This is a genomic window from Pseudomonas sp. Fl5BN2, assembly GCF_009908205.1.
Classification (GTDB): domain Bacteria; phylum Pseudomonadota; class Gammaproteobacteria; order Pseudomonadales; family Pseudomonadaceae; genus Aquipseudomonas.
Genome location: NZ_JAAARL010000031.1, coordinates 1 through 24,979, shown reverse-complemented (window position 1 = coordinate 24,979; position 24,979 = coordinate 1). Strand labels below are relative to the sequence as shown.

At 64.3% G+C, this 24,979-nt stretch carries 23 protein-coding genes, 1 pseudogene and 1 riboswitch; of the genes and pseudogenes, 10 read left to right on the top strand and 14 right to left on the bottom strand.

Translation table 11 applies throughout. The features are described 5' to 3' along the window. Window positions 1-22 precede the first annotated feature (22 nt). Window positions 23-1,024 (bottom strand): TRAP transporter substrate-binding protein, encoded by a 1,002-nt coding sequence (locus tag GV819_RS29825; protein WP_161759622.1) that lies wholly within the window; start codon window positions 1,022-1,024, stop codon window positions 23-25. A 742-nt stretch (window positions 1,025-1,766) separates the two neighbouring features. Between GV819_RS29825 and GV819_RS29820 the strand changes: the two genes are divergently transcribed. From GV819_RS29820 to GV819_RS29805, 4 genes are all read left to right on the top strand, one after another. Next, entirely contained in the window at window positions 1,767-2,798 is a 1,032-nt protein-coding gene (locus tag GV819_RS29820; protein ID WP_161759621.1) for an AraC family transcriptional regulator, read from the top strand. Between the two features lie 105 nt (window positions 2,799-2,903). Next, window positions 2,904-4,010, top strand: coding sequence for a polyamine ABC transporter substrate-binding protein (locus GV819_RS29815; protein ID WP_161759620.1), 1,107 nt, complete (start codon window positions 2,904-2,906; stop codon window positions 4,008-4,010). 105 nt (window positions 4,011-4,115) lie between these two features. Beyond that, window positions 4,116-5,573 carry an amidase gene (locus GV819_RS29810; RefSeq protein WP_161759619.1) on the top strand — a complete coding sequence of 486 codons (1,458 nt, stop codon included), beginning with the start codon at window positions 4,116-4,118 and terminating at the stop codon, window positions 5,571-5,573. 65 nt (window positions 5,574-5,638) lie between these two features. Further along, a complete protein-coding gene (locus GV819_RS29805; protein ID WP_161759618.1) occupies window positions 5,639-5,968 on the top strand; it encodes a hypothetical protein in 330 nt (109 codons plus the stop codon). 121 nt (window positions 5,969-6,089) lie between these two features. Here GV819_RS29805 and GV819_RS29800 read toward each other — a convergent pair whose 3' ends face one another. The 6 genes from GV819_RS29800 to GV819_RS29775 all read right to left on the bottom strand — a co-directional run bounded on the left by GV819_RS29800 (window position 6,090) and on the right by GV819_RS29775 (window position 12,185). Further along, a complete protein-coding gene (locus GV819_RS29800) occupies window positions 6,090-6,521 on the bottom strand; it encodes an HD domain-containing protein (protein WP_161759617.1) in 432 nt (143 codons plus the stop codon). Between the two features lie 110 nt (window positions 6,522-6,631). Next, window positions 6,632-7,444 carry an HpcH/HpaI aldolase/citrate lyase family protein gene (locus GV819_RS29795; protein WP_161759616.1) on the bottom strand — a complete coding sequence of 271 codons (813 nt, stop codon included), beginning with the start codon at window positions 7,442-7,444 and terminating at the stop codon, window positions 6,632-6,634. Window positions 7,445-7,560: 116 nt separating this feature from the next. Next, window positions 7,561-8,766 (bottom strand): CaiB/BaiF CoA transferase family protein, encoded by a 1,206-nt coding sequence (locus tag GV819_RS29790; RefSeq protein ID WP_161759615.1) that lies wholly within the window; start codon window positions 8,764-8,766, stop codon window positions 7,561-7,563. A 33-nt stretch (window positions 8,767-8,799) separates the two neighbouring features. Beyond that, entirely contained in the window at window positions 8,800-10,149 is a 1,350-nt protein-coding gene (locus GV819_RS29785) for an MmgE/PrpD family protein (RefSeq protein WP_161759614.1), read from the bottom strand. Window positions 10,150-10,159: 10 nt separating this feature from the next. Continuing rightward, window positions 10,160-11,323, bottom strand: a complete 1,164-nt coding sequence (locus GV819_RS29780; protein WP_161759613.1) for an acyl-CoA dehydrogenase family protein — start codon at window positions 11,321-11,323, stop codon at window positions 10,160-10,162. Window positions 11,324-11,357: 34 nt separating this feature from the next. Further along, a complete protein-coding gene (locus GV819_RS29775; protein WP_161759612.1) occupies window positions 11,358-12,185 on the bottom strand; it encodes an FAS1-like dehydratase domain-containing protein in 828 nt (275 codons plus the stop codon). 130 nt (window positions 12,186-12,315) lie between these two features. Between GV819_RS29775 and GV819_RS29770 the strand changes: the two genes are divergently transcribed. Continuing rightward, window positions 12,316-13,233, top strand: a complete 918-nt coding sequence (locus GV819_RS29770) for a LysR family transcriptional regulator (protein ID WP_161759611.1) — start codon at window positions 12,316-12,318, stop codon at window positions 13,231-13,233. A gap of 89 nt (window positions 13,234-13,322) precedes the next feature. Here the strand turns inward: GV819_RS29770 and GV819_RS29765 are convergent, their stop codons facing one another. After that, window positions 13,323-13,673 (bottom strand): hypothetical protein, encoded by a 351-nt coding sequence (locus tag GV819_RS29765; RefSeq protein ID WP_161759610.1) that lies wholly within the window; start codon window positions 13,671-13,673, stop codon window positions 13,323-13,325. Between the two features lie 2 nt (window positions 13,674-13,675). Then, window positions 13,676-15,391 (bottom strand): hypothetical protein, encoded by a 1,716-nt coding sequence (locus tag GV819_RS29760; protein WP_161759609.1) that lies wholly within the window; start codon window positions 15,389-15,391, stop codon window positions 13,676-13,678. A 200-nt stretch (window positions 15,392-15,591) separates the two neighbouring features. Between GV819_RS29760 and GV819_RS29755 the strand changes: the two are divergent. Further along, a pseudogene (locus tag GV819_RS29755) lies at window positions 15,592-16,069 on the top strand (GFA family protein). A gap of 209 nt (window positions 16,070-16,278) precedes the next feature. Then, window positions 16,279-16,845 carry a GNAT family N-acetyltransferase gene (locus tag GV819_RS29750; protein ID WP_161759608.1) on the top strand — a complete coding sequence of 189 codons (567 nt, stop codon included), beginning with the start codon at window positions 16,279-16,281 and terminating at the stop codon, window positions 16,843-16,845. A gap of 20 nt (window positions 16,846-16,865) precedes the next feature. Here the strand turns inward: GV819_RS29750 and GV819_RS29745 are convergent, their stop codons facing one another. Together GV819_RS29745 and mntP are read right to left on the bottom strand one after the other, a co-directional pair. Next, complete coding sequence (locus GV819_RS29745) at window positions 16,866-17,132, bottom strand: double zinc ribbon domain-containing protein (RefSeq protein ID WP_161759607.1); 267 nt, start codon at window positions 17,130-17,132, stop codon at window positions 16,866-16,868. 56 nt (window positions 17,133-17,188) lie between these two features. Beyond that, entirely contained in the window at window positions 17,189-17,761 is a 573-nt protein-coding gene (mntP, locus tag GV819_RS29740; protein WP_161759606.1) for a manganese efflux pump MntP, read from the bottom strand. 10 nt (window positions 17,762-17,771) lie between these two features. Then, a riboswitch (yybP-ykoY riboswitch) is annotated at window positions 17,772-17,932 on the bottom strand. A 213-nt stretch (window positions 17,933-18,145) separates the two neighbouring features. Between mntP and GV819_RS29735 the strand changes: the two genes are divergently transcribed. Next, window positions 18,146-19,969 (top strand): serine hydrolase domain-containing protein, encoded by a 1,824-nt coding sequence (locus GV819_RS29735; protein ID WP_161759605.1) that lies wholly within the window; start codon window positions 18,146-18,148, stop codon window positions 19,967-19,969. A 6-nt stretch (window positions 19,970-19,975) separates the two neighbouring features. After that, on the top strand, window positions 19,976-20,779 hold the full coding sequence (locus tag GV819_RS29730; protein WP_161759604.1) for a MipA/OmpV family protein: 804 nt from the start codon (window positions 19,976-19,978) through the stop codon (window positions 20,777-20,779). Window positions 20,780-20,923: 144 nt separating this feature from the next. Here the strand turns inward: GV819_RS29730 and GV819_RS29725 are convergent, their stop codons facing one another. From GV819_RS29725 to GV819_RS29715, 3 genes are all read right to left on the bottom strand, one after another. After that, on the bottom strand, window positions 20,924-22,213 hold the full coding sequence (locus tag GV819_RS29725; protein WP_161759603.1) for an ATP-binding protein: 1,290 nt from the start codon (window positions 22,211-22,213) through the stop codon (window positions 20,924-20,926). Continuing rightward, window positions 22,214-22,924 carry a winged helix-turn-helix domain-containing protein gene (locus tag GV819_RS29720; protein WP_161759602.1) on the bottom strand — a complete coding sequence of 237 codons (711 nt, stop codon included), beginning with the start codon at window positions 22,922-22,924 and terminating at the stop codon, window positions 22,214-22,216. A gap of 173 nt (window positions 22,925-23,097) precedes the next feature. Continuing rightward, complete coding sequence (locus tag GV819_RS29715; protein WP_161759601.1) at window positions 23,098-23,703, bottom strand: tRNA-(ms[2]io[6]A)-hydroxylase; 606 nt, start codon at window positions 23,701-23,703, stop codon at window positions 23,098-23,100. Window positions 23,704-23,936: 233 nt separating this feature from the next. Between GV819_RS29715 and GV819_RS29710 the strand changes: the two genes are divergently transcribed. Then, a complete protein-coding gene (locus GV819_RS29710; RefSeq protein ID WP_161759600.1) occupies window positions 23,937-24,800 on the top strand; it encodes a universal stress protein in 864 nt (287 codons plus the stop codon). Window positions 24,801-24,979: the final 179 nt, after the last annotated feature.

The following is a 24,979-nucleotide window of genomic DNA, read 5'->3' as shown; positions in this document are numbered from 1 at the left end:
GCAAGCGGCGGACGTAGCGCAATCAGGGGCGCTGGTTGGCGGCTTCGGCGGCCTGGATCAGCTCGGCGCCGATCTGGCCCTCGAACTGGCTCCACACCGGGCGCATGGTGTCGCGCCAGGCCTGGCGCTGCTCCGGGGTCAGCTCGATGATTTCGCTGGTCTTGGCCTCGACGATCTTCTGCTTGGCGCTCTGGTTCAGGGCTTCGGCCTGCTTGTTCACCTCCACCGAGACCTCGACCATGATCGCTTCCAACTCACCGCGCAGATCCGCCGGCAGGCCGTTCCAGAAGCTCGCGTTGGTGATCACCATGTAGTCGATCAGGCCGTGGTTGGACTCGGTGAAGTACTTCTGCACCTCGTTGACCTTCTGGCTTTCGTAGTTCGACCAAGTGTTCTCGGTGCCATTCACCGTGCCGGTCTGCAGGCCCTGGTAGACCTCGGCGAAGCTCATCTTGCGTGGGTTGGCCCGCAAGGCCTTGAACTGCTCCTCAAGCACGCTGGAGGCCTGCACCCGGAACTTCAGGCCCCGAGCGTCCTTGGGCTCGCGCAGGGGCTTGTTCGCCGACAACTGCTTGAGGCCGTTGTGCCAGTAGGCCAGGCCGAGAACGCCCTTGGCCTGCATCGTGTTCAGCAACTGACGACCTTGCGCCGCCTGGAAGCGGTCCACCGCCGCCAGGTCATCGAACAGGAACGGCAGGTCATAGATCTGGATCTGCTTGGTGTACTGCTCGAACTTGGCCAGGGACGGCGCCAGCATCTGCACATCCCCCAACAGCAGCGCCTCCATCTCCTTGCCGTCACCGAACAACGACGAGTTGGGATAGACCTCGACCTTGACCCGGCCGGGCAACCGTTCCTCGGCAAGCCTCTTGAACAGCAGCGCGCCCTGGCCCTTGGGGGTGTTCTCGGCCACCACGTGGGCGAACTTGATGATGATCGGGTTGCCGGTGGATTCGGCGGCCTGGGCCAACCCGGCAACGAGCAATGCGGCGGCACAGAACAGCGCTCTTGAGAGCTTGAACATGGACTTCACCTTTTTATTGTTGTGATTGAGGGAAGAGTGCCCAAGGTGCGGCGTATAGAGAATTTCGAATTTTTGATACCCGCGTTCACCCCAGCCGAACACCCCCTCTGTAGGAGCCGGCTTGCCGGCGAAAGGGCCCTCAAGCCTTGCGCAGCCCTCGCCGACGCCTTCGCTGGCAAGCCAGCTCCTACCAGGGTGGTGCCTGCGAAATCAGCGCCAACCGCCGCCCCGTAGGAGCCGGCTTGCCGGCGAAAGGGCCCTCAAGCCTTGCGCTGCCCTCGCCGACGCCTTCGCTGGCAAGCCAGCTCCTACAAGGGCAGTGCCTGCGAAATCGGCGCCAACCGCCGCCCGTAGGAGCCGGCTTGCCGGCGAAAGGGCCCTCAAGCCCTGCGCAACCCTCGCCGACGCCTTCGCTGGCAAGCCAGCTCCTACAAGGGCGGTGCCTGCGAAGTCGGCGCCAACCGCCGTCCCGTAGGAGCCGGCTTGCCGGCGAAAGGGCCCTCAAGCCTTGCGCAGCCCTCGCCGACGCCTTCGCTGGCAAGCCAGCTCCTACCAGGGCGGTGCCTGCGAAATCGGCGCCAACCGCCGCCCGTAGGAGCCGGCTTGCCGGCGAACTGGCCCTCAAGCCTGGCGCTGCACCCACCGACGCCTTCGCTGGCACGCCAGCTCCTGCAAGGGGGCAATTGAACCGCGCACGCGTAACCCCTAAAGTCACGCCTCCGATATCACCTTGAGATCGCCGATGGCCGTACTTCGCCTGACTACCCTGCACACCACGCAAGCGGTGCTGGACGCCTTTCGCGACAGCGAGGTGCCCGCCGAGGTACTGCTGGAGGGCAGTGGCATCCAGCTCGCGGACCTCGACCTGCCCAACAGCCTGATCAACATCAGCCAGGAAATGCGTGTGTTCAGCAACGCCGTAGCCTTGCGCCAGGACTTGGGCCTGGTGCTCGGCCGCAATCTGCACATCTCGGCCTATGGCATGTTCGGCCTGACCCTGCTGACCAGTGCCACCCTGCGCGAGGGCTGGTCCCTGGCGCTGCGCTATCCGTTGCTGCTGGGCACCTTCTTCCGCCTCGACCTGGAGATCCGCGATGGCCTGGCCTGGCTCACCGCCGACCAGTACAGCGAAACCGAACTGGAGGTGTTCAACACCGATTTCTGCATGTCGTCGTACCGGGTCACCTGCCAGGACCTGCTGGGCTGCAGCCTGCCGCTGCGCGAAGTGCACCTGGTGCATGGCCCGCAACCCTACCTGGACAGCTACGAACAGGCCTTCAATTGCCCGGTGCGCTTCAACGCCGAACGCAACGCCATCGGCTTCGACCTGGAATGGCTGGACCGGCGCCTGCCCCTGGCGGACCTGGTGACCCAGAACGACATGCTGCAACGCTGCATCCGTCTCAACGAGGAGCTCAGCGCGCGGCCGACCTGGATCGATCAGGTACGGCGCATCCTCAATGAACAACTGCACGCAGTGCCGGACTTCGACAGCCTGGCGCGCCAGGTGCACTGCTCCCCCAGCACCCTGCGCCGGCGCCTGCGGGCCCAGGACACCAGCTATCAGCAGTTGCTGGACGAACTGCGCTACGCCCGTGCCCAGCAACTGCTGGGGCAGCACAGCCTGCCCATCTACCGCATCGCCGAAGCCCTGGGCTTCAAGGAGACCGCGAGTTTCCGCCATGCCTTCCTGCGCTGGAGCGGCGTCGCCCCAGGGCGCTTTCGGCAGTTGGCCGGGCAACTCGGCCCGCTCTCCGACTGTGCTGAAGAATGACGCTAAATATCCCCTATTGACCGTTGCCAACATTCTCTCTACCGGCCATCCGGCCAAGAATGACTGATCAGAAAATTCTGATCATTTCAGACATGGAGTTGTCGTATGAAATCGCTGCACACCGTCCTTAGCCGCCTGGCCTTAGGCTTGGCCATGACTTGTTCCTACAGCGCCCTGGCCGCCCCCGAGCGCACGGTGAACATCTTCAACTGGTCGGAATACATTGCCCCCAACACCATCAAGGACTTCCAGGCAGGCAGCGGGATCAAGGTCAAATACGACATCTTCGAAAGCAATGAAGTCCTCGAGGCCAAGCTGCTCACGGGCAACAGCGGCTACGACGTGGTGGTGCCTTCCAGTGGTTTCGTCAGCAAGCAGATCAGCGCCGGCGCCTTCCAGCCCCTGGATCGCAAGCGACTGCCAAACTGGAAGAACCTCGACCCGGCGGTGATGAAGCTGCTGGAGCAGAGCGACCCCGGCAACCGCTACGTGATCCCCTACATGTGGGGCACCAACCTGATCGGCTACAACCGCGACAAGGTCCAGGAACTGCTGGGCACTGATGCGCCGGTCAACAGTTGGGACTTGGTGTTCAAGGAAGAGAACCTGAAGAAGCTCAGCCAGTGCGGCGTGACCTTCCTCGACTCGCCGGCGGAAATGCTGCCCCTGGCCCTGCACTACCTGGGCCTGGACCCCAACAGCCAGAACCCCGAGGACTATCGCAAGGCCGAGGCCATGCTGCTCAAGCTGCGTCCCTATGTGCGCTACTTCCACGGTGCGAAGTGGATGGGCGATATCGCCAACGGCAACATCTGCGTGGCCGTGGGCTACTCCGGCGGCTTCCTGCAGGCTGCCAACCGCGCCAACGAAGCCAAGAACGGCGTGCACATCGAAATGCGCATTCCCAAGGAAGGCACCCTGGTGTGGATCGACACCGTGGCCATCCCCGCCGGTGCCAAGCATGTGGACACCGCCCACGAGTTCCTCAATTACCTGATGGAGCCTGAAGTCATCGCTTCCGTCAGCAACTACGTTGGCTACCCCAACGGCGTCAAGGACTCCAAGCCGTTCATCCTGCAGTCGCTGCTGGACAACCCGGACCTGTTCCCCAGTGCCGAGACCATGACCCGCCTGTTCCCCCTGGCGCCGCTGCCGGCCAAGGCCGAACGCACCCGTACCCGCACCTGGGTCAAGGTCACCAGTGGGCGCTGAGTCACTCACTCCGAAGGTTCTCCGGGCCGCCGCCAGCGGTGCGTCCGGAGACTTTCCACGCCGGTGCGCAGCCCGCGCCCTGCGTCCTTGAAAGAAGACCCGTCCATGTCGTTAGCCACCTCCAGCCATCCGGCCCTGCACCTGCTGTCCATCGAGGCGTTGCTGCAAGGTTTTGCCACCCGGCAGTTCACTCCGGTGGACCTATTGCAAGCGCTGCTGGCCCAGATCGAACGCCACGAACCGCAGCTCAATGCCCTGTGCGAGCGTCAGGACGCGGCAGCGCTGCTCGCCGCCCAAGCGTCCAGCGCACGCTGGGCGGCCGGGCAACCGCTGGGCCGGCTGGACGGTATTGCACTGCTGGTCAAGGACAACAGCGACATTCAAGGCTGGCAGACCCGCAGCGGCTCAAAGGCCCTGGCGGATCGACCGGCAATGAGCCGCGACACCAGCCTGGTGGCGCGGCTGCGCGAGGCTGGGGCAATTTTCATCGGCAAGACCACCCTGCCCGAGTTGGGTAGCACACCGTTGACCGACAGCCCACTGACCGGGATCACCCGCAATCCGTGGAACCTCGCCCTGCATGCCGGTGGCAGCAGTGGCGGCAGTACCGCTGGCGTGGCCGCAGGTTACGCCCCGGCGGCCACCGGCAACGATGCCGCAGGATCGATTCGCACCCCGGCCAGCTTTTGCGGAGTGATAGGTTTCAAGCCCAGCCATGGCCTGGTTTCCGCCTGCCCGAGCATCGACCCCGGAGGCATGGCCGCCGAAGGACCGATTGCCCGCCATGTGCGTGACATCGCCCTGCTGATGGAACTCCTCAGCGCCGACGAACCCGGCGAACCGTTTGCCCGGCCCCATGGGCCCAAGCAATTTCTGCAACACATCGAGGACGGTGTCAGCGGACTGCGCATCGCCTTCAGCGCCGACCTGGGCTACGCCGCCCATGTCGACCCACAGATCGCCGCAGCCTGCCTGGCCGCTGCCCAGCACTTGCAACAGGCGGGCGCGATCCTGGTCCAGGCCTCGCCGGACATCGGCAACCCGGCACCGAACTATCTGCGCGCCTGGCCGGTGGAAGTCGCCTGCGCGGTGGTCCAGGAAATTCCTGCCGAGCGCCGCCACCTGGTAGGGGATTTCCTCCAGCAGGCCCAGGTCCGGGCGCGCCAGCTCAATGCCCTGGATTACGCCTGCGCAGTACAGGAGCGGCATCAGGTCGCGCACAAGCTGCATGATTTTCTCTGCGATTACGACCTGCTATTGACCCCCACCGCGGTGATCGAGCCGTTCGCCGTCGAGCGCCTGAGCTCACCTGACTGGCCGAGTGAAATCAGCGCAATGTGGCAGCCGACCACCTTCCCGTTCAACTTCAGCCGCCAGCCGGCGCTGAGCATGCCCTGCGGCCTGAGCGCTGGCGGATTGCCCATCGGCCTGCAGATCGTCGCCCGCTTTGACCGCGATGAGTTAGTGCTGCGCGCCGCCCGAACCCTGGAAAAACTGTTGCCCGAAGGCGTGTTCGCGCACCCCGCCGGGCTGCTCGACGCGCCATCGGCGTCAACCCGCTAGACCCGTACAGAACAACCCGCTGACGCCGCTGAGACGGCATCGCTACAAGGACAAGGAGGTGGACCATGGACTATTCAAGCAGTTGGTATCAAGACACCCAATTCGACCACGACATCTACGTGATGCTCATCCGTGAGCCGAGCTCGCCAAGCCTTGACCCGCACCAATCCGGCTCCAGCTACAGCTATGTCGGCCGCCTTACCGGCCGCGGCCAGCACCCGTGCTTTTCGCTGCACTTCGCCTGCCCGCCTTATGGCAATGATTACACCAGCACCGAGGCCGCGCTGCAGGCCGGCCTGGCCCACGGCCGGGCACTGATCGAACACTGGCGCACCCGTGGCCGCAAGCCGCCGGCGCGTACCGCCGAGCTGGCCCTTTCCAGCTACAGCAACTGAGCGCCCGCCAGCCGCGGCCGAGCCCCCGCGACTGCAACCAGATCACTGGGCCTTGGTGATCGATGCACGCCCTGAGCACGCCACGCGCACGCCCTGACGCAGCCAATGTCTGCGCCAGTGGCTACAGCGGGGGCAAGCGTTCCAGGTAGTCGATGGCCTCGCGGTATTTTTCCCGCCGCTGCAGGTCGCTCGCGCCGGGCGCGGCAATGCGCGACAGATCACTGTTTTCCGCCAGGTCCGCCAGCTTCACCCGACGCGCCAACGGGTTCTGCCCAGCACGACGGATAAAGGCTGGATAATCCTCACCCGCGGTCTTGGTCAACGCCGCCAGCGCACGCAGTACCTCGTCACTGAAGCCCTCGCTACGTAATTCTTCCAGGGTCACCGGGCTGTCTTCGATGACATCGTGGAGCACCGCAACGATGCGTTCTTCAGGCGCCGACAAGCGCAGCATGACTCGCAGCGGATGCAGGATGTAGGGCGCGCCGCCCTTGTCGACTTGCCCGGCATGGGCTTGGGCGGCAATCGCGATAGCCCGTTCCAGGCTGCTCATCGCCCGGTACTCCGGGCGTCGGTTGAGATGACGATGGTGTGCATGTTCGCTCTCGGCAGGAAAAATACCGCGACCATACTAACCGCCCCGCTCTTGCCGCCGCAGCCCCTTCAAGCCAGGGCCAGCAGACGCTGGGCCCGCAGCAACACCGGCGCATCGACCATCTGCCCATCGACCTGATACGCGCCAACCCCGGTGCGCCCGCCCGCCACCACCCGCCTGGCCCAAGCCAGTTCCTCGGGGCTCGGAGCCAGGGCCTGGTGGATCACCGGCACCTGCCGTGGGTGGATGCACAGGGCACCGGCAAACCCCATCGCATAGGCATGCCGGATCGAGGCCGCCAGGCCTTCGAGGTCGTCGATCCCCGGGTGCACACCATCCAGCGGTGCCAGCAGCCCCGCCGCCCGGGAGTGCAGGATCAGCGCCAGGCGTGCCTGGTCCAGCGCGAACTGCGCGGCCGCAGAACCACTGCTGAGATTGAGGTCCAGGGCCAGGTCCAGGCCGCCGAAGGACAAGCGCTGGACCCCTCCAGCCCTGGCGATCTCGGCCAGCGCCAACAAGCCCCGGGCACTCTCGATGATCGGCCAGACCCACTTGCCAGTGGCGGCCACCCGGGCGACCTGGGCGGCGCTTTCGACTTTCGGCAGGAGGATACCCACCACGCCGGGATGGCGCGTGCAGAAATCCAGATCGGCCGCATGCTCAGAGTGTTCCGCAGCGTTGATCCGTACCCAGGTCCGGGCTGACGGCTGCTGCTCGAGAAACTGCGCCAGATGTTCCCGGGCCTGGACCTTGAGGGGCTCTTCAACCGCGTCCTCGAAGTCGACGATCACCGCATCGGCGCCGCTGGCCAAGGCCTTGGCAAAGCGCTCGGGACGGCTGCCGGGGACGAACAGCGCGGAGCGGACAATGGAGGTGGGCATGTTCGATTCCTTGTTATCAATAAGCGGATCAGCGCAAACACCGTGGGAGCAGGCAAGTGGCGTCCGGCGGATGCAGGCGCTTTGGCGGCCTTCTTCATAGGCAAGCCAACGCCGGGTCAGACCACACCGCCGGCGCGCAACTGCTGGATGCGCTCCTCTGTCAGGCCCAGTTGGTCAAGAATCGCCGCGCTGTGCTGGCCCAGCGCCGGGACTGCATCCATGCGCGGAACAAAGGCGCTGTTACGTGCCGGAGGCAGCAGTGCCGGCAACCTGCCTGCCGGGCTGTCCACCTGGCGCCAGGCATCCCGGGCCGTCAGTTGCGGGTGCTGCCACACGCCCTGCATGTCATTGACCCGGGCGTTGGCAATCTGCGCCTGGTCCAGCCGGGCAATCACCTGGCTGACGCTCAGACGAGCAAAATGTTCGACGATGATCTGGCGCAATGCCTCGCGGTTAGCCGAGCGCAGGAAGTTGGCACTGAAGCGCGGGTCAGTCGTCAGCGCCGGCAGCGCCAGGACCTTGTCACAGAACGCCGCCCATTCACGTTCGTTCTGCAGGCCGAGCATCACCGTGCCGCCGTCACCGGCGGGAAACGGACCGTAGGGGTAAATCGTCGAATGGGCAGCGCCGGCCCGGGGTGGCGGTTCGGCGCCGTCGAAGGCGTAGTACATCGGGTAGCCCATCCACTCCACCAGGCTTTCGAGCATGCTGATGTCGATCCGGCTGCCCAGGCCGGTCCGGCCCCGCAGCAGCAGGGCCGAAAGAATCCCGCTGTAGGCGTACATGCCAGCGGCGATGTCAGCGATGGAGCAGCCGGCCTTGGCCATTTGCTCATCCCCCGGGCCGCCGGTCACCGAAAGAAAACCGCCTTCGCTCTGGATCAGCAGGTCGTAGGCCTTTTTCTTTTCATAAGGACCGCCCTCGCCGTAGCCGGAAATATCGCAGACGATCAGCCGGGGAAAACGCTCGTGCAACGCTTCGAAGGACAACCCCATGCGCGCCGCCGCGCCCGGTGCGAGGTTCTGCACCAGGACGTCGGCCTCGGCCAGCAAGCTGTCCAGCAGGCCTTCGGCTTCGGGCTGCTTGAGGTCCAGGGTCAGGCTTTCCTTGGAGCGGTTGGTCCAGACGAAGTGCGATGCCAGGCCCTTGACTCGCTGGTCGTAACCCCGGGCAAAGTCGCCGCTGCCGGGGCGCTCGACCTTGATCACCCGGGCGCCGAGATCCGCCAGTTGGCGGGTGCAGAACGGCGCGGCAATCGCGTGTTCCAGGCTGACCACGGTGATGCCGTCCAACGGCCGGGGCTGTGCTGTGTCGTGTGTCATGTGCAGTCCTCGCCCTGAATCGAAACAGGGAGTTCAGAGCAGTGAATTGAGCTTGGCCACATCGCGCAGCGCCCAGACCCGGCGGATCAACGCAGCGCCTTGCTGCGCGGTACGCGCCCCGGAGAACTGCAGCAGGCGCTGGAACTTGTCCTCCAGTTCGGCCCGGGACAGGCCATTGCCCGGATCGCCCCTGGGTTCGTCGATGGCCCCGTGCAAGGTCCGGCCGTCCAGGCACTGCACCTCGACCCGGCCCAGCCAGAGCTTGGGATAGGCGGCGTCCACCTCGGGGTCCAGCTGCATCGTCACCCGGTCGCGAAACATCGCCACCTGCGGGTCCGTCAGGGCCCACTGCTGGAACTCCGGCAGCCCGGCCTTGCCATGCACCGCGATCAGGCCAAGCACGGTGCCCATGGAAAACTTGGCCTGGTGCACGGTCTGCGGCACCAGGACCGGGCCCAGTACATCGAGCGCGCCCTGGTGCACCCGGGCCTGTACCCGGGCAATCTGCCGATGCGCCAAGCCCTCACGCTGCATCAGGGCCAGCAAGGCATCGGCGGCGGGATGGGTGTGACGGCAAGAAGCGTGGAACTTGAACGAGGTCTCCAGCAGCGCCCAGCGACTGCCGAGACGGTCGCTCAGGTACTTCGGCTCGGCATCGCTGGACATGCCCGCGGCCATGCCCTGCGGGCCTTCGAGAATGTTGCGCGCACCGCTGAGGCCGTCCCGGGTCAGGTAGGCGGCGAGCAAGCCGTCGGCCGCGGCCTTGGCGCTGTGCAATTGCTTGGAGTCGGCGGCGTCGCGCAGGAACTCCCAGAGCCCGGCGGCCTGGGTGCCGGCGCTGCCCAGCAGGTTGATGAACTGCTCGGTGTCGAAGTCCATCAGTTTGCCCACGGCCACGGCGGCAGCCAGGGTGCCGACGGTGGCCGTGGTGTGGAAGATCCGATAGTGGGAACGACCCAGGAACTCACCGATGCGAATCCCCGCCTCATAACCGGCGACCGCCGCCAGCAACAGCTCGCGGCCAGACCGGCCCAGGTCCTGGGCCGCCGCCAGCGCCGCCGGAAACACCACCGTGGCCGGGTGCAGCACGGAACTGTTGTGCAGGTCGTCCTGTTCCACCAGATGGGATGAGGCCGCGTTCACCAGGGCCGCAAAGTAGGCTGAACTGCGGCTGTCATTGACCAGGATTTGCGCGGGGCCGTCCGCCGGCCCCATGTGCCGGGCATAAGCCTCGAACAGCGGAATCGGATGGGCACCCTGGGCTGCCAGGGCCGAACCCAGCCAATCGAGGAACAGCTCCTCGGTCCGCAGCAGCACCTGTTCGGGCACATCGTCGTAGCGCAGGCCGGCAAGGAACCCGGCCAGTTCATGGGTATGGCTCATGGGGGGTTCCTCAGAAACTGCGGGGCAATTCCAACAGATGTTCGGCGACGTAGGACAGGATCAGGTTGGTGGAGATCGGCGCCACCTGGTACAGCCGGGTCTCGCGGAACTTGCGCTCGATATCGTATTCGCAGGCGAAACCAAAGCCGCCGTGGGTCTGCAGGCAGGCATTGGCTGCTTCCCAGGAGGCCTTGGCCGCCAGGTACTTGGCCATGTTGGCGCTGGCCCCCGCATGGCGTCCGCTGTCGTACTCCTCGCAGGCACGCCAACGCATCAGGTCGGCGGCCTCAATCTCGACATGAGCCTCGGCGATGGGGAACTGCACCCCCTGGTTCTGCCCGATGGGCCGGCCGAACACCACTCGGTCGCGGGCGTAGGCGCTGGCCTTTTCAATGAACCAGCGACCGTCGCCGATGCACTCGGCGGCGATCAGCGTGCGCTCGGCATTGAGGCCGTCGAGGATGTACTTGAAGCCCTGCCCCTGCTCGCCGATCAAGCTGGCGGCAGGCAGCTCCAGGTTGTCGAAGAACAACTCGTTGGTCTCGTGATTGACCATGTTGGCAATCGGTTGCACGGTCAGGCCGTTGCCGATGGCGTCACGCAGGTCCACCAGGAAGATCGACATGCCCTCGGACTTCTTCTTGACCTCGGCCAGCGGCGTGGTACGGGCCAGGAGGATCATCAGGTCGGAATGCTGGACCCGGGAGATCCACACCTTCTGGCCGTTGATCACGTACTTGTCGCCGCGCTTGTGTGCGGTGGTCTTGATCTTGGTGGTGTCGGTGCCGGTGCTGGGCTCAGTCACGCCCATCGATTGCAGGCGCAGTTCGCCACTGGCGAGTTTCGGCAGGTAGTAGCTTTTCTGCGCGTCGCTGCCATGGCGCAGCAGGGTGAACAGGTTGTACATCTGCCCGTGGACGGTGCCGGAATTGCCACCGCAACGGTTGACCTCCTCCAGGATCACCGACGCCTCAGCCAGGCCCAGGCCGGAGCCACCGTACTCCAGCGGGATCATTGCCGACAGCCAGCCGGCCGCGGTCAGCGCCTTGACGAAGGCCTCCGGGAAACCCTTGCGTTCGTCGATGCCGCGCCAGTAGGCGGCATCGAACTCGGCGCACAGCGCGCGCACGCCTTCACGTATGGCATTGAGTGCTTCAGTGTCATGGGGGGGCATCAATAGGCTCTCCGCCTGGGGTTATTGTTGGAATTCAGTCGAATTGCACGGCGCCGCGCTGGGCCAGCCCAGTCTCGTTGCCGGCCCACAGTTCAGCGTGGCCGGGAGCGCCGAGGCGTCCGCCGACGACAAAGGGCTGTGGGGCGATCAGCGGGCGCAGGCCGCGGTAGGCGAACGTGCGCAGGCGCGCCCGGGGATTGGCCCGGCAGAAAGCCCCCAGGCTCAAGGTGGCGATCAGCGGGCCGTGCACCACCAACCCGGAGTAACCCTCGGTGGCGGTGACATAGGGATAGTCGTAATGAATGCGGTGGCCGTTGAAGGTCACGGCGCTGTAGCGAAACAGCAGGGTTGGACTCGGCACCAGCGACTCCTGCCAGTCGCCCTGGATCAGCGCCTCGCCACTGTCCTGCTTGGGCGGAGTCGGTTCGCGGTAGACGATGTCCTGCTCTTCACGCAGTGCCAATCGGCCGTCCTGGAAATACTCATGACACAAGGTCACGAACAGCAGCCTGCCGGTGCGCCCGGCCTTCTCCTGGACCTGGGTAATGGTGCTCAGGCAACTGGCCTCGGCGCCGGCCCGCAGCGGCTCATGGAATTCCAGGCGGCCACCGGCCCACATCCGGTTGCGCCTGTCCGCGGGCGGCAGGAAGCCGCCCCGGGCCGGGTGACCATCGCTGCCCAAGGCCGACTCAGCCTGCGGCTGCTGGAAAAAGCACCAGTGCCACAGGGGCGGCAAGGCTTGGCCCGGGGCAGGCGTTTCCTGGCCCAGGGTCGCGGCGATGCGCGCCAACAGGTTGTGGCTGAGGTGGTCGTCAATCCGCTGGCTGCGGCCAATCCAGGTGCGGGGGTCGATGGCACTCATAGAGGCAGGATCCTGATACGCAAAGGTGATGGCGGCCATCATGCAAGGGGCCGGTGCGTATCGAGAATTTGCATTTTTATAAACCGGCGTTCGCTTATGCTGAACGCCTTGCGCCCATAGGAGCCCGGACATGCATTTCGATCTGGCGGACCTCCGCCTGTTTATCCATATTGCCGAATCCCCCAGCCTGACCCAGGGCGCACGCCGCGCCTTCCTCTCCCCGGCCGCCGCCAGTGCACGGATCAAGGCCCTGGAAGGCCAGCTTGAAACCCGCCTGCTGTACCGCGACAGCCGCGGCGTGGAAGTCACTCCGGCCGGCGAACGCCTGCTGCAGCACGCGCGCCTGATCATGCGCCAAGTGGATTACCTGAAAAGCGAATTCACCCAATACGGCGGTGACGCCACCGGGCATATCCGCATCTTCGCCAACACCACGGCGGTCACCGAATTCCTTCCGGAAATACTCGCGGGTTTTCTCTCCAAGCGCCCGGGGGTCACGGTGGACCTGCAGGAGCGCCTGTCCCGGGACATCGTCCGTGGGGTGCTGGACGGCACCTCGGACATGGGCATCATCGCCGGCCCGGTGGCAGCCGCCGGCCTGCAAGTACTGCACTTCAGCACCGACCGCCTGGTGCTGATGGTGCCGGTGGACCACCCGCTGGCCGGCGCGGCGGCGCTGACCCTGGAACAGACCCTGGCCTACCAGCACATCGGCCTGCATGAAGGCAGCACCTTGCTGAGTTTTCTGCGCGAGCACGTGGAGCGCCTGGGCAAGCAACTGTCGCTGCGCATTCAGGTGTCGAGCTTCGAGGCGATCTGCCGCATGGTCGAGGCCGGAGTCGGCATCGGCATCATTCCCGAATCCGCTGCGCTGCGGCACAGCCGGACCATGCAGCTGGTGACGGTGAAACTCGATGAGCCCTGGGCCATCCGCGAGCGCAGCATCATCGTGCGCGAACTGGAGGCCCTGCCCGGCACCGTGCGGGCGCTGATCGCGACGCTGATGCCGACGGCGGTGGAACCGGTCCCGAGCCAGGTTGACGAGTGAAGCCGGCCCGGCACTGGCCGGCCTCAGACGCGGCAAAACCCCAGGGCCTGGTACCCCGGGGCATGGCGGCAGCGGTCAGGGTCGATGGCTTACTGCGGGCAGCCGTTGCTGATCCAGGCGCTGAGCTCGTCTATCTGTGCCTGAGGCATGGAAGGGCCACCGGGAGGCATCGGGCCGATCGCTCCTTCCGGCCCCCAGAGGGTGCCCGCCGTACCACTCAAGGCATAGATGAGGTTCGAGTGGGCGCCGTCACCCTTGCTCAGGATCGGTAGCGCCAACCCCGTGTTCGGGTCCTGTACCCCCGGCACGCTGCCCGTCACGAAGGCCTGATACGTGGTCTGCCAGAAGGCGCCATGGGGGGCCCCCGATATGGGCAGGTTGTTCTGCGCGACGTAGCTGTCGAGAAGGTTTTGCACATCCTTGAAACTGGTGAGCGCCATGCTTATTCCCCTTCGATATGCGGATTGAACAACTGCAGATATTGCACGCTGGCTGCCGCCGCCGACTCGGCACCTGCGGCCTCGGGCGACCGGACATTCCCGCCTTGCAGGATGAAACTGAAGTCGTAGCCGGCGACCTGGGCGTTGCCATGGCAGCCCATGCAGCCGCCCATGTTCACCCCCTGCACCGCGGAGCTACTGGTGCGCTTGGAGAACACGTTCGGTGGCGGCGGTGCTCCTGCCGTCGGGAAGGAAGTCGGCGCGCCGCTGGCGGCAATCCGGCCCCTGAACTGCTGCAGGGTGTAGTCGGTTTCCACCATGATATTGGCCTGGTAGTAAACCCCTCGGCCATGGCTGATATCGGTCTGGGATATCTGAGTGGTATCGAACGGCTGGGCCTGGACCGAGACCAGTTTGTAGTACAACCAGGGGGAGTTCTGGATCTTGCGAGCCTGGCTGTACTCCTCTATCGCCCGGTGCGCGGCCTGATTGACCTGTACCACGGCCGAGGTAATCGGCTCATAGCGCTGGTTGACACAGATCGGGCCGCCAGACGGTAGCCCGGGCTTGTTCTGCTCCTGGAAATACAGTTGTTTTCCAGGCTTGCAAAAACCACCGCTGGCTTTGACCAACGGCAGATTGGGCTGTTGGGGCGTAGGTATCGCGTCCTGGTAATTCAACTTGGGCGTGGTGGGATCGGGCGTCGAGGGCCGGTTGACGATGTTGCCGTCCTGATCTTCCACCGCCCGGCCGTTGGCCAGCAAGATGTTGTCGGCCTGCTCGAAGGTGGCGTAGATAAAACTCGGGGCGCTGGGGGTCTTCTGGATGATATGCAGCGCGACCATGGCCCACTGATCCTCGAAATAGCAGATGCCGCTGTTCGGCGCCTTCTGCCGCTCATAGAAACGCACGGTCTGCACATGGAATCGTGACGGATTCTCCCCGGGGCCCAGCTTGCGCCAGGCAGACTTGACCTCGATGGTGCCGTTGGGAAAGTTGACCCGCGGGCCGCTGGGGAACACCGGCGGCTTTTGCTTGACCGCCGTGTTGAAAGCGTTTGCGGCCTGGCGCAGCGAGGAGTTGGCGTACCAGTACTGATTGGCAGCCACGTAGGCGTATTGCACCTGGTTGGCCTTGGCCAGGAAACGCACCAGCTGGGGTTGGGAGTTGCCGCCGACGGGGGTCGAAGGCGATGCCCCGGCGAACATCTGGTCGAGGCCGATCTGGGTGGTTTCGTCGAGGTTGACCCAGGCCGGCTGGCGCACCGGGGCCTGGCCGGAACAGGCCGGAACCTTGATCGCGTAATTGTAGGTCGGGGGAAAGTTGTAACCATAACTGCTGGCCGCCCCGGACCCCGGATAGCCAGGCGGTCCGATATTGGCGTTGCCATTGCCCGGGAAAATCTCCACCTTGCTGCGGTAGGTCTGCCACACCAGGGGGCCGGTCTGGCTCCCGAACAACTGCCGGGTATCGGCCACATCACGCTGCCCTGCCTGGGCTGGCCAATTGAGGGCAATGAACTCTTGCCAGGCGAAGGCCGCGGCCTGCGCCAACGAGGCCTGGGGCGCGCCTCCGGGAATATCGGCAGGCACCTTGGGCGAGACGGTGATGCTCATCGGGGCGGCCTGGGAGATCGCCCCCAGCAGGACCATGCCACTCCCGAGCACGCCGAGAATCAACTGCCGAGGGATAGGGTGCTTACCAGTCTGACGGTCCATGTCCTGCCTCCTGTTTTTCCTGATTCAGAGCGTAGATCAGCGCTTACGCGGGCAAACACCCGTGAAAAGACCATTAGGCACTAGGGTAAATAGCCAAATGCCTGCACGGTTTTGGCCACGGCAACAACCTGGCCTGCATCCATGCCGCACCGCCTGCGGCTAGTCTTGGGCAGGTTCCCGGTCTGTTCCTTGAGGTCCCCATGCAACTCGAAGGTTCCTGTCACTGCGGCGCCGTCAGCTTCAACCTGGACAGCGCCCCCCTCCCCCTATCAACGCTGCTACTGCTCGATCTGCCGCAAGACCCAGGGCGATGCCATCAACCTCGGGGGTGATATGGCCAGCCTGAAGGTCCGGGGCCGCCAGCACATCAGCGTCTACCAGGCGTTGATCAAGGAACCCGGGGCCAGCCAGGCCCGACGCAGCAGCGCCGAGCGCCATTTCTGCAGCCGTTGCGGCTCCGGGCTGTGGCTGTTCAGTCCGCAATGGCCGGAGTTGATCCCTCCCTTCGCTTCGGCTATCGACACCCCGTTGCCGGTGCCGCCGGAACACACCCATCTGATGCTCGACTCCATGGCGCCCTGGGTGGAGATCGACTGGCAGCCACATGACTTGCAGTTCGCGCACTACCCCGAGGAATCCATCGCCCAATGGCATGCGCGCCTGGACCTGCAACGGTAGGCAAAGGGGCTTCAGCGCCGTTGCCGGTTTCCGTGCCAGGCCCCTGCCGCCCACGCGCCAAGGCAGTTACGCCGCTGATCAGCCTGCGACCGATGATCGCTATCAGGCCCGGGACAGTGACAGACATTGATGCCGGTCAAGCGCCCGGCCCCGCAGCGGAGTAAAGCTCTAGGTAATTGCTCGCCCTTTGGTTTTCCGGAGACTTGATCATGCCCAACAGCGCTCTCGATGTTCTCGCCCCCCCGCCGTTCCCGGCACAACAAGGCCAATACTGGATCGACGCCTTGAGCGACGGCAGCCATGTACTGATCCGTCCGCTCCGGCCTCAGGACCGCGAGCGGGAAAAGGCCTTTATCGAAAACCTCTCCCCCGTCACCCGGCACCAGCGCTTCCTCGGTGAAATCAAGGAGGTGGGCGACCAGTTGCTGGATCAGTTGATGGACGTTGGCACCCCACAACGGATGGCCTACGTGGCCCTGGTCCATGACAACGGTGACCTGCGCGAAGTCGGTATCAGCCGCTACGCGCAACTCGACGATCAACCCTGGCGCTGCGAATTCGCCGTGACCATCGCCGATGAGTGGCAAGGCAAGGGCCTCGGCGCACTGCTGATGCAGCACCTGATCGACGAGGCCCGAAACAATGGTTTCAAGCAGATGTATTCGGTGGATGCGGCTTCCAACTACAGCATGCGCCGGCTGGCGAAAACCCTCGGCATGCGCAGTGCCATCGACCCCGACGATGCCACCCAGGTGATTCACAGCCTGGAGTTGTAACCTCCCGCCCGCACCGCGCCTCAGTTCGAGGCGCGGCCGCATTGCCCACAAAATCGCGCGCCCGCCGCCAATGTCGCACCGCATTGAGCGCAACCGGCCGGCACCAGCGATGCTGCACATTGCTGGCAGAAACGCGCGGACGCAGGGTTCAACGCCCGGCATTGCGGGCAAGGGCTGCCGGCCCCTGTCGAATGCCCAGAGCCCGGATGCCCGCCCCGAGAACCGTCGTGCCCGCCGCCGTGCCCACCACCGTGATGCCCTGCCAACAACCGTCCGAAAAAGCTCATGTCGATCACTCCACTAGACTGTGATCGCCAGTAAAAACCCTGTAGTAACTACAGAGTCAAGCCAGCGCCGACAAGTGCTCGTAGAGAATGCCGGAGCCGACAATGATCAACACCACGCCACCCAATATTTCCGCACGCTGCCCCATCACCGTACCTATGGCCCGGCCCAGCATGACGCCGAGAGTGACCATGGTCATGGTGGCCAGGCCGATAGCGCTGGCCGCGACCCAGATGTTGACGTCGACGAAAGCCAGGCCCACGCCTACCGCCAAGGCATCGATGCTGGTAGCGAAACCGGTGACTGCCAGCACCCAGAAACCATGCTGGCGGGGCTTTTCTTCCTCGGTTTCGGTTTGCAGCTGTGTGCCGTTGTAGATCATGTGCAGGCCCAGCAACAGCAGCAGGCTGAAGGCGATCCAGTGGTCCCAGTTGGCCACCCACTGCGTCGCGGCCTGGCCGATGAACCAGCCGACCACCGGGGTGATGGCTTCAATGACGCCGAAGATCAGGCCGATGCGCAAGGCTTCCAGCAGGCGTGGCTTAAGCATGGCCGAACCCTTGCCTACCGCGGCGGCAAAGGCATCGGTGGACATGGCGAAGGCGAGGAAAATGATCGAGGCAGGGTTCATCTTGGGTCTTCCGGTCGGGCTTGAGTCCACGACATACCCACGCGCCCGACTTCAGCACAGGTATGTCGATGGTCTCACCAACCGAAACGGCGCCCGCACCACGGCAGGTTGCCGAGTGTGTTGATACGGGCTCCACCGCAGCAGGCGGTGGCAGGTTACTCCCCAAAGAGGCGCGCAGCTTAGCCCGTCGATTGTGAAAATTTCATTGCCGTACACGGGCTCATGACGCTCGGCGGCAACATCCTGCAGCGCCCCCCATGAAAGGCAGCGGATGTCTGAGCCGGCGGTCTTAACACTCTTTGACAGTTTCCAGACAAAGCTGCCAAAGACTGACCAGCCCCCCTTCCCTAGCATGCGCACATCAAATTTCCGCTCGGGTGTTGCATGTCTGCCAAACTTCTCGGCCTGCCGTTGCTAGGCATTCTGCTGGGTAGCCTGGGCTGCAATCAGCAGCCCGCTTTAGCGCCGCCTATCGAGCCTGGCGACTACGCCAGCATCATTCGCTACCTGAAGCAGTACATCCCCCAGGAGATGGCCAGGCATCAGGTACCGGGCCTGTCGATCGCCCTGGTGGATGGCCAGGAACTGATCTGGGCTCGGGGCTTTGGTTTTGCCGACCAGGCCCGGGGCGTGCAAGTCACCGAGAACACCGCCTTTCGTGCCGGCGCCCTGTCCCAGTTGCTGACCGCCACCGCAGTCATGCAGCTGATTGAACAAGGCCGCTTGCAACTCGATGCGCCCCTGCAGGACACCCTCAAGGAGTTCTACGTCCGCTCACGCTTTCACGAGGAGCAGAGTGCCGCCGACCAGGCGGTGACCCTGCGTCGCCTGCTCAGCCACCAGGCCGGGATGCCCGCCGAATACCTGCGCGAACTGCACACGCCCCCGGCCCTCGGCGAGTTGCCGAGAAAGCTCAGCGGCCTCTGGCTGAGCAACGCCCCGGGCACCCAGACCGCCTATTCCAATCTGGGCTACGCGCTGCTGGGCGCGGCGATCGAGCGCTGCAGCGGCCTGGACCTCGAACGGCAACTGCAAAAAACCCTGCTGCGTCCACTGGGCATGGGCCAGTCGAGCTTCAGCGGTGACAGCCATGCCCAACCCAATCGCGCCCAGGGTTATGCAAACGGCACCCGCAGCAACGACACCCTGGTCCGCGACCTCTCCGCCAACGGCTTGTGGAGCAGCCCCCGGGACCTGAGTCGCTACGTGCGGATGCTCTTCGCCCAGGGCCACTACAAGAATCACCAGCTGTTGTCGGCGGCTTCGATCAACGAAATGGTGCGCCCGCAGAACACCGGCAATCCGCTGGATTTCGATTGCCAGGTGGGCCTGGGCTGGTTCCTTTCACCCTGCGGCGATGAGTGGGTGCGCCCAGGCATTCGCACCTGGCAGCACGGCGGAGTGAGCGGCGACTTTCATGCGCAGATCAGCGTGCTCCCGGAGCAGCAACTGGCGGTGATCGTAATGAGCAACTCCAGCAGCGGCGAAGCCCTCGCCCAGCCCCTGGTGAATCAGGTCCTGCGCATGCTGCTGCAGGCTCACGGCACTGCCGACGAGGATCAACCGAGCACCGCTCAGGCAGCGCCCCCACCGATCCAGCGGCGTCGAGTACCGGAAGCCGCGGATCGCCAACACCTGGCCGGCTTCTATGCCACAGCCTGGGGCGTGTTGCGGATCCGCGACCAGGACCAGCACCTGTTCGGCGAACTGGCCGGCACCCGCTTTGAACTGCTGCGCGACGAATACGGCTGGCTGCGGGCACAGAAGAAATTCCTCGGGCTCTGGCTGCAGGACCTGGGCGACCTGGGCCGGGTGCAGCTGGACGTCATGAGCGTCCAGGGTCACCGGGTGTTCACCGCCAGGAGTCATGGCCAGCTGTTGGCGGTAGGAGAACGCATCGATCCGGTGCCCCTGCCCGACAACTGGCTGGCCACGGTGGGTACCTACCAGACCCTCAACGAAGGCCAGGCCAATGCCCCCATGAATGGCGTCAGCATCACCCTTGAAGACGGTTTCCTGATGATCCGCAGCCTGCATGAGGGCCGTCCCCTCACCGACTACATCCTGGCGCCAGTGGACAACGCACACGCGGTGATCGCCGGCCATGGTCCAGGCCTGGGCGACACCGTGCGCCGCCAGATCAACGGGGTCAACGTCCTCGGCTACTCATTCAAACGCACCTACAACAACCACTACCTGAGGTTCTAAACCGGGATGAAAACCCTGAAACGCTCCACCACTGCCGCGGCCCTTTGGGTCAGCACTATCGGCTTGACCACAGCGTCCGCCCCGCTGCATGCCGAAGACTGGAAATATGGCGTGCACGCCGGCGTCGCCAGCGTTCCACGCTACAGCGGCAGCGACGAGCGCACCGTGGCACCACTGCTCGGCGGCGAGATCGTCAGCCCCTACGGCATTTTCCTCAACACGGACCAGGGCTTGGGCTGGGGTAGCGAATGGGGTGACTTGTCGTTCAGTACCTGGGTTGGCGCAAGCGAGGAGCGGCGCGACAAGAATCATATGGGCCAAGGCTCCAAGCGGCTCAAGGGCATGGGTGAGATCAAGTCCCGGGCACAGTTCGGTGCACATTTGGGCTACGACCTGGGCCCCTTCGAACTGGGAGCCACGCTGACCCACGCAATGAAGAAGAATGATCGCCGCGACACCGGTTCGGCCTATAGCCAGTTGGAGCTGAGCATTGGCACCCAGCTGTATGAGGGCGGTTTCGGCAGCCTCGACGTCAGCGTCAACAGCCTGTTTGGCAACGCCGACTACCTGCAGACCTGGTATGGCGTGAGTGACACCCAGGCAGCCAACAGCCGCTTCAGCACCTACCGCGCCAAGGGCGGACGAGTCAGCAGTGGCGCCGACCTGGCGTGGACCCTGCCCCTCAACGAGCAGACCAAGCTGTCGACCCTGCTGTCGATGAAATACCTGAGCAAGGAAGCCGGTGACAGCCCGATCGTCGATCGGCGCATGCAGACCAGCATCGGCACGCAGATCGAGTACAGCTTCTAAGGTGTCAATGAACCGGCCCGTGATCATGGGCCGGCTTGCCCAGCGGCCAGGCCCTGGCCGGCTGGCACTTCGACGCCCAGCGGACCTGCGTCCACTGGGCGTTCGATCGCAGGTCCGCCAGCCGCTACAAGGGCTTGGTCGAACTCAATCGACATGGGCCCAAGTCATGCGGAACGAGGCCCCGCCCCACTCCGAATCCACCACTTCAACCTTGCCCCCATGCCATTGCGATACGCGCCGTACCAGCGCCAGGCCCAGGCCGAAGCCGCCGGTACGACGGTCGCGGCTGGCATCGAGGCGGGAGAAGGGTTCAAAGACCTTTTCCCGTCCGTCCACCGGCACGCCCGGGCCGTCATCGTTGACCCGCACTTCGTAGCCGTGCTCCAGGCGGACCAGGGACACCTCCACCCGCCGGTCAGCGTAACGAATGGCGTTGCGCAACAGGTTGATCACCGCCCGGGCCATGAAGCGCGGCTCGATACGCACGTACTCCACCTGGCAGGAACGTATCAACAACTGCACCCCGGCCGCCTCGGCCTCCAGAGTAACGCTGCCGACCACACTGTCGAGCCAGCTCTGGGCCTGGATGTTTTCCCGATTGATCGTCGCCGCACCGTGCTCCAGGCTGGCGTAGCTCAGCAGCTCGGAAACCATTTCCTCCAGTTCGCCAAGGTCGGCGTACATGTCGGCGATCAGTTCGCGATTTTCCTCAGGGTCCGGTTGCTGCTGGAGTTGGTCGAGTTCAAAGGACAGGCGCGCGATCGGCGTGCGCAACTCGTGGGACACCGCGTTGGTCAGCTCGCGCTGATTGGCGATCAGCCCCTCGATACGCGCCGCCATGCGATTGAAGTGCTGGGCCAGGTCGCGGATATTGGAACGTCGCGAAAGATGCAGCCGGGTGCTCAGGTCATTGTCGCCAAACCGCTCGGCCGCCAGGCGCAGGCGCTCCAGGTCACGCCAGTGCGGCCGGACCCAGAAGTACAGGACGATGCCCACCAGCGCCCCGAGCAAGGCATAGGCGGCAATGTTGTAGAGCAGGGTCAGAGGCGGGTCTTCCGGCAGCTTGATGCTCAGCAGCTGCGAGCCGCCGTCGATGCTGGAAATGAACTCGGTGAACTCTTCGCGGACCACCAGTTGGTTGGAGCCCAGCAGGGCTTGCTCACGCTCGGTGAGGCCCAGTTCATCGGCCTTCACCAGTTTGAGCAACAACCCGTAATGGGGCTTGAGCAGCTCCAACTGGTGCTTGCGCCCGGCCTCGTCGAAAGGCCGCAACTGTTCGCCCAGGCTGTAGGCCGGCCCACGCACCGCATCGCGGTTGTAAGACTCGATCAGGTCGGCTGCCAGATAGTGCATGAAGATGTGCTGCACCGCCGTCATGGCCCCGGCGAAACCCAGGGCCAGGAACAGGTACAAGCCGAGAAATAGCCGCAGCATTCAAACCTCCCAGCCAAACGGATTGAACAGATAGCCCTTGCCCCACACCGTCTTGATGCAGACCGGCTCACGCGGATTGTCCTTGAGCTTGTTGCGCAGCTTGCTGATGTAGACGTCGACACTGCGGTTGAGACCATCAAACTCGATGCCGCGCATGCGGTTGAGAATGTCGTCACGGGACAGGGTCTTGCCCGCCGCGCTGGCCAGCAGCCAGAGCAGTTCGAACTCCATGGTGGTCAGCTCGATCGGCTCGCCGGAGAGGCGCACCTCGCGACTGCTGCGATCGATGCTCAGCACACCAAATTCCAGGGCCCCGCGCGGGGTCGTCGCCTCCGGCACCTGGCGCCGTTGCAAGGCCCGCAGGCGCGCCAGCAGCACCGCCGGCTTGATCGGCTTGATCACATAGTCGTCCGCGCCGGACTCCAGGCCGAGGATATGATCGAGGTCGTCTTCCTTGGCCGTGAGGATGACGATGGGGGTATCGGACACCGCGCGGATTTCCCGGCACACGTGCAGGCCGCTCTGCCCTGGCAACATCAGGTCGAGCACCACCAGTTTCGGTTTGAATTCGAGAAACGCCGCGAGGGCCACATCACCACGGTGGACCGTCAGCACTTCAAAGCCATGCTGGGACAGGAAATGCGCGATCAGCCCAGCGAGCTTCTCGTCATCTTCCACCAGCAGCACTTTGCCAAGACCCAGGTTATCCATAAATACCAGTCTGTGAACGCACGATTTGAGTGCGCGCATTATAGGCGGCAAAGGATTAAAGAAAGGCTAACGTCCGCCACAAAACCGGGGGTCTGGAGTGGTTTTTGCGCGAAGTTTCATTTTTTTAAGAGTTTTTAACAATTTGCCCCTGCTTTTACACAGGGGCCGCGTGTTTACCAGGCCGGCACGCCACTGTGGAAGCGGAATTCCTGATCCGGCGACTCGATCAGTTCCTGTTCCGCGGCTCTTACCTTGTCGATCACCTGGGCAATGTCCTTGGCGTCACCGTATTGATAAGCCAGCTTCAGATAACCCTGGTAATGGCGGGCCTCGCTTTTCAGCAGGCCGAAGTAGAACTTGCCCAGCTCCTCATCCAGGTGCGGCACCAGGGCTTCGAAGCGCTCACAGCTGCGGGCTTCGATAAAGGCGCCCACCACCAGGGTATCCACCAGTTTCACCGGCTCGTGGCTGCGCACCACCTTGCGCAGGCCCGAGGCGTAGCGCCCGGCGTGCAGCTGGCGTAGCTCGACCTTGCGCTTCTTCATCAGGCGCATGACCTGTTCGTGGTGCACCAGCTCTTCCCGGGCCAGGCGCGACATCATGTTGATCAGGTCGACATGGGAGTGGTACTTGGCGATCAGGCTCAAGGCGGTGCTGGCGGCCTTGAACTCGCAGTTCTTGTGGTCGATCAGCAGGGTTTCCTGGTCGGCCAGGGCGGCCTGGACCCAGGCGTCGGGGGTCTGGCAGCCAAGAAAGTCATTAATTTCCGGAAAGTTCATCGGGGTATTTCCGAGCAATCCACCACAGCCGGGAGCTGGATGGCGGCACTATCAGTGATCGATAACATGAGGCTCACGAGACAAGAAGGCTTCACAGCGAAAAGGCTGGCGATTATACCGGCCATGCCGCAGACCACCAGCCGCCGCGCTTGATATGCATCAACATCCGCTCTGGGCGCGAGCAACTATAGTTGTGCACGGTAGCCGTTCATCCTTTCCTGGAGATCCCGATCATGCAAAGTATCCGCAGCATCCTGGTGGTCATCGATCCCACGCCTGGCGAAAGTCTCGCCCTCAAGCGCGCCAAGCTGATTGCCGGGGTCACCCAGGCCCATCTGCACCTGCTGGTCTGCGACAAGAAGCACGAACACTCGGCGCTGCTCAGCGTCCTCAAGAGCAGCCTGAGCGGCGAAGGCTACAGCGTGACCACCGAACAGGCCTGGAACGAGAGCCTGCACGAAACCATCATCGAGGTGCAGCAAGCCGAAGGCTGCGGCCTGGTGATCAAGCAACACCTGCCCGACACCCCGCTGAAAAAGGCCCTGCTGACTCCGGCGGACTGGAAACTGCTGCGCTACTGCCCGACCCCGGTGCTGCTGGTCAAGACTGCCACGCCCTGGGCCGGCGGTGTGGTCATGGCAGCGATCGACGTCGGCAACATGGACGGCGAACATCGGGCCCTGCACGCCAGCATCGTCGACTATGGCTTCGACATCGCCAGCCTGGCCAAGGCCCAGCTGCATGTGATCAGTGCCCATCCATCACCGATGCTGTCGGCGGCCGATCCGGTATTTCAGCTCAAGGAAACCATCGAGGCGCGTTACCGCGAGCAGTGCCAGACCTTCCAGGCCGAGTTCGACATCGACGACCAGCACCTGCACATCGAGGAGGGCCCGGCAGACGTATTGATTCCACACCTGGCGCACAAGCTGGGGGCGGTACTGACAATCATCGGCACCGTGGCACGAACCGGGTTCTCGGGGGCCTTGATCGGCAACACCGCCGAAGTGGTGCTTGATTCCCTGGACAGCGACGTGCTGGTGCTCAAGCCGGCAGACATCATGGACCACCTGGAAGAGCTGGCGGCCAAGGCCTGAGCCCCCTCCCCGCTACGCCACTGCGTAACCTGCGCCGTCCATGACGACGCTTTCGCCGGCAAGCCAGCGCCTACAGAGCCATTTGCGTAGGAGCCGGCTTGCCGGCGAAGAGGCCTTCGGGCCTTGTGCCGCCCTTGCGGGCGCCTTCGCTGGCAAGCCAGCGCCTACGATGGCATTTC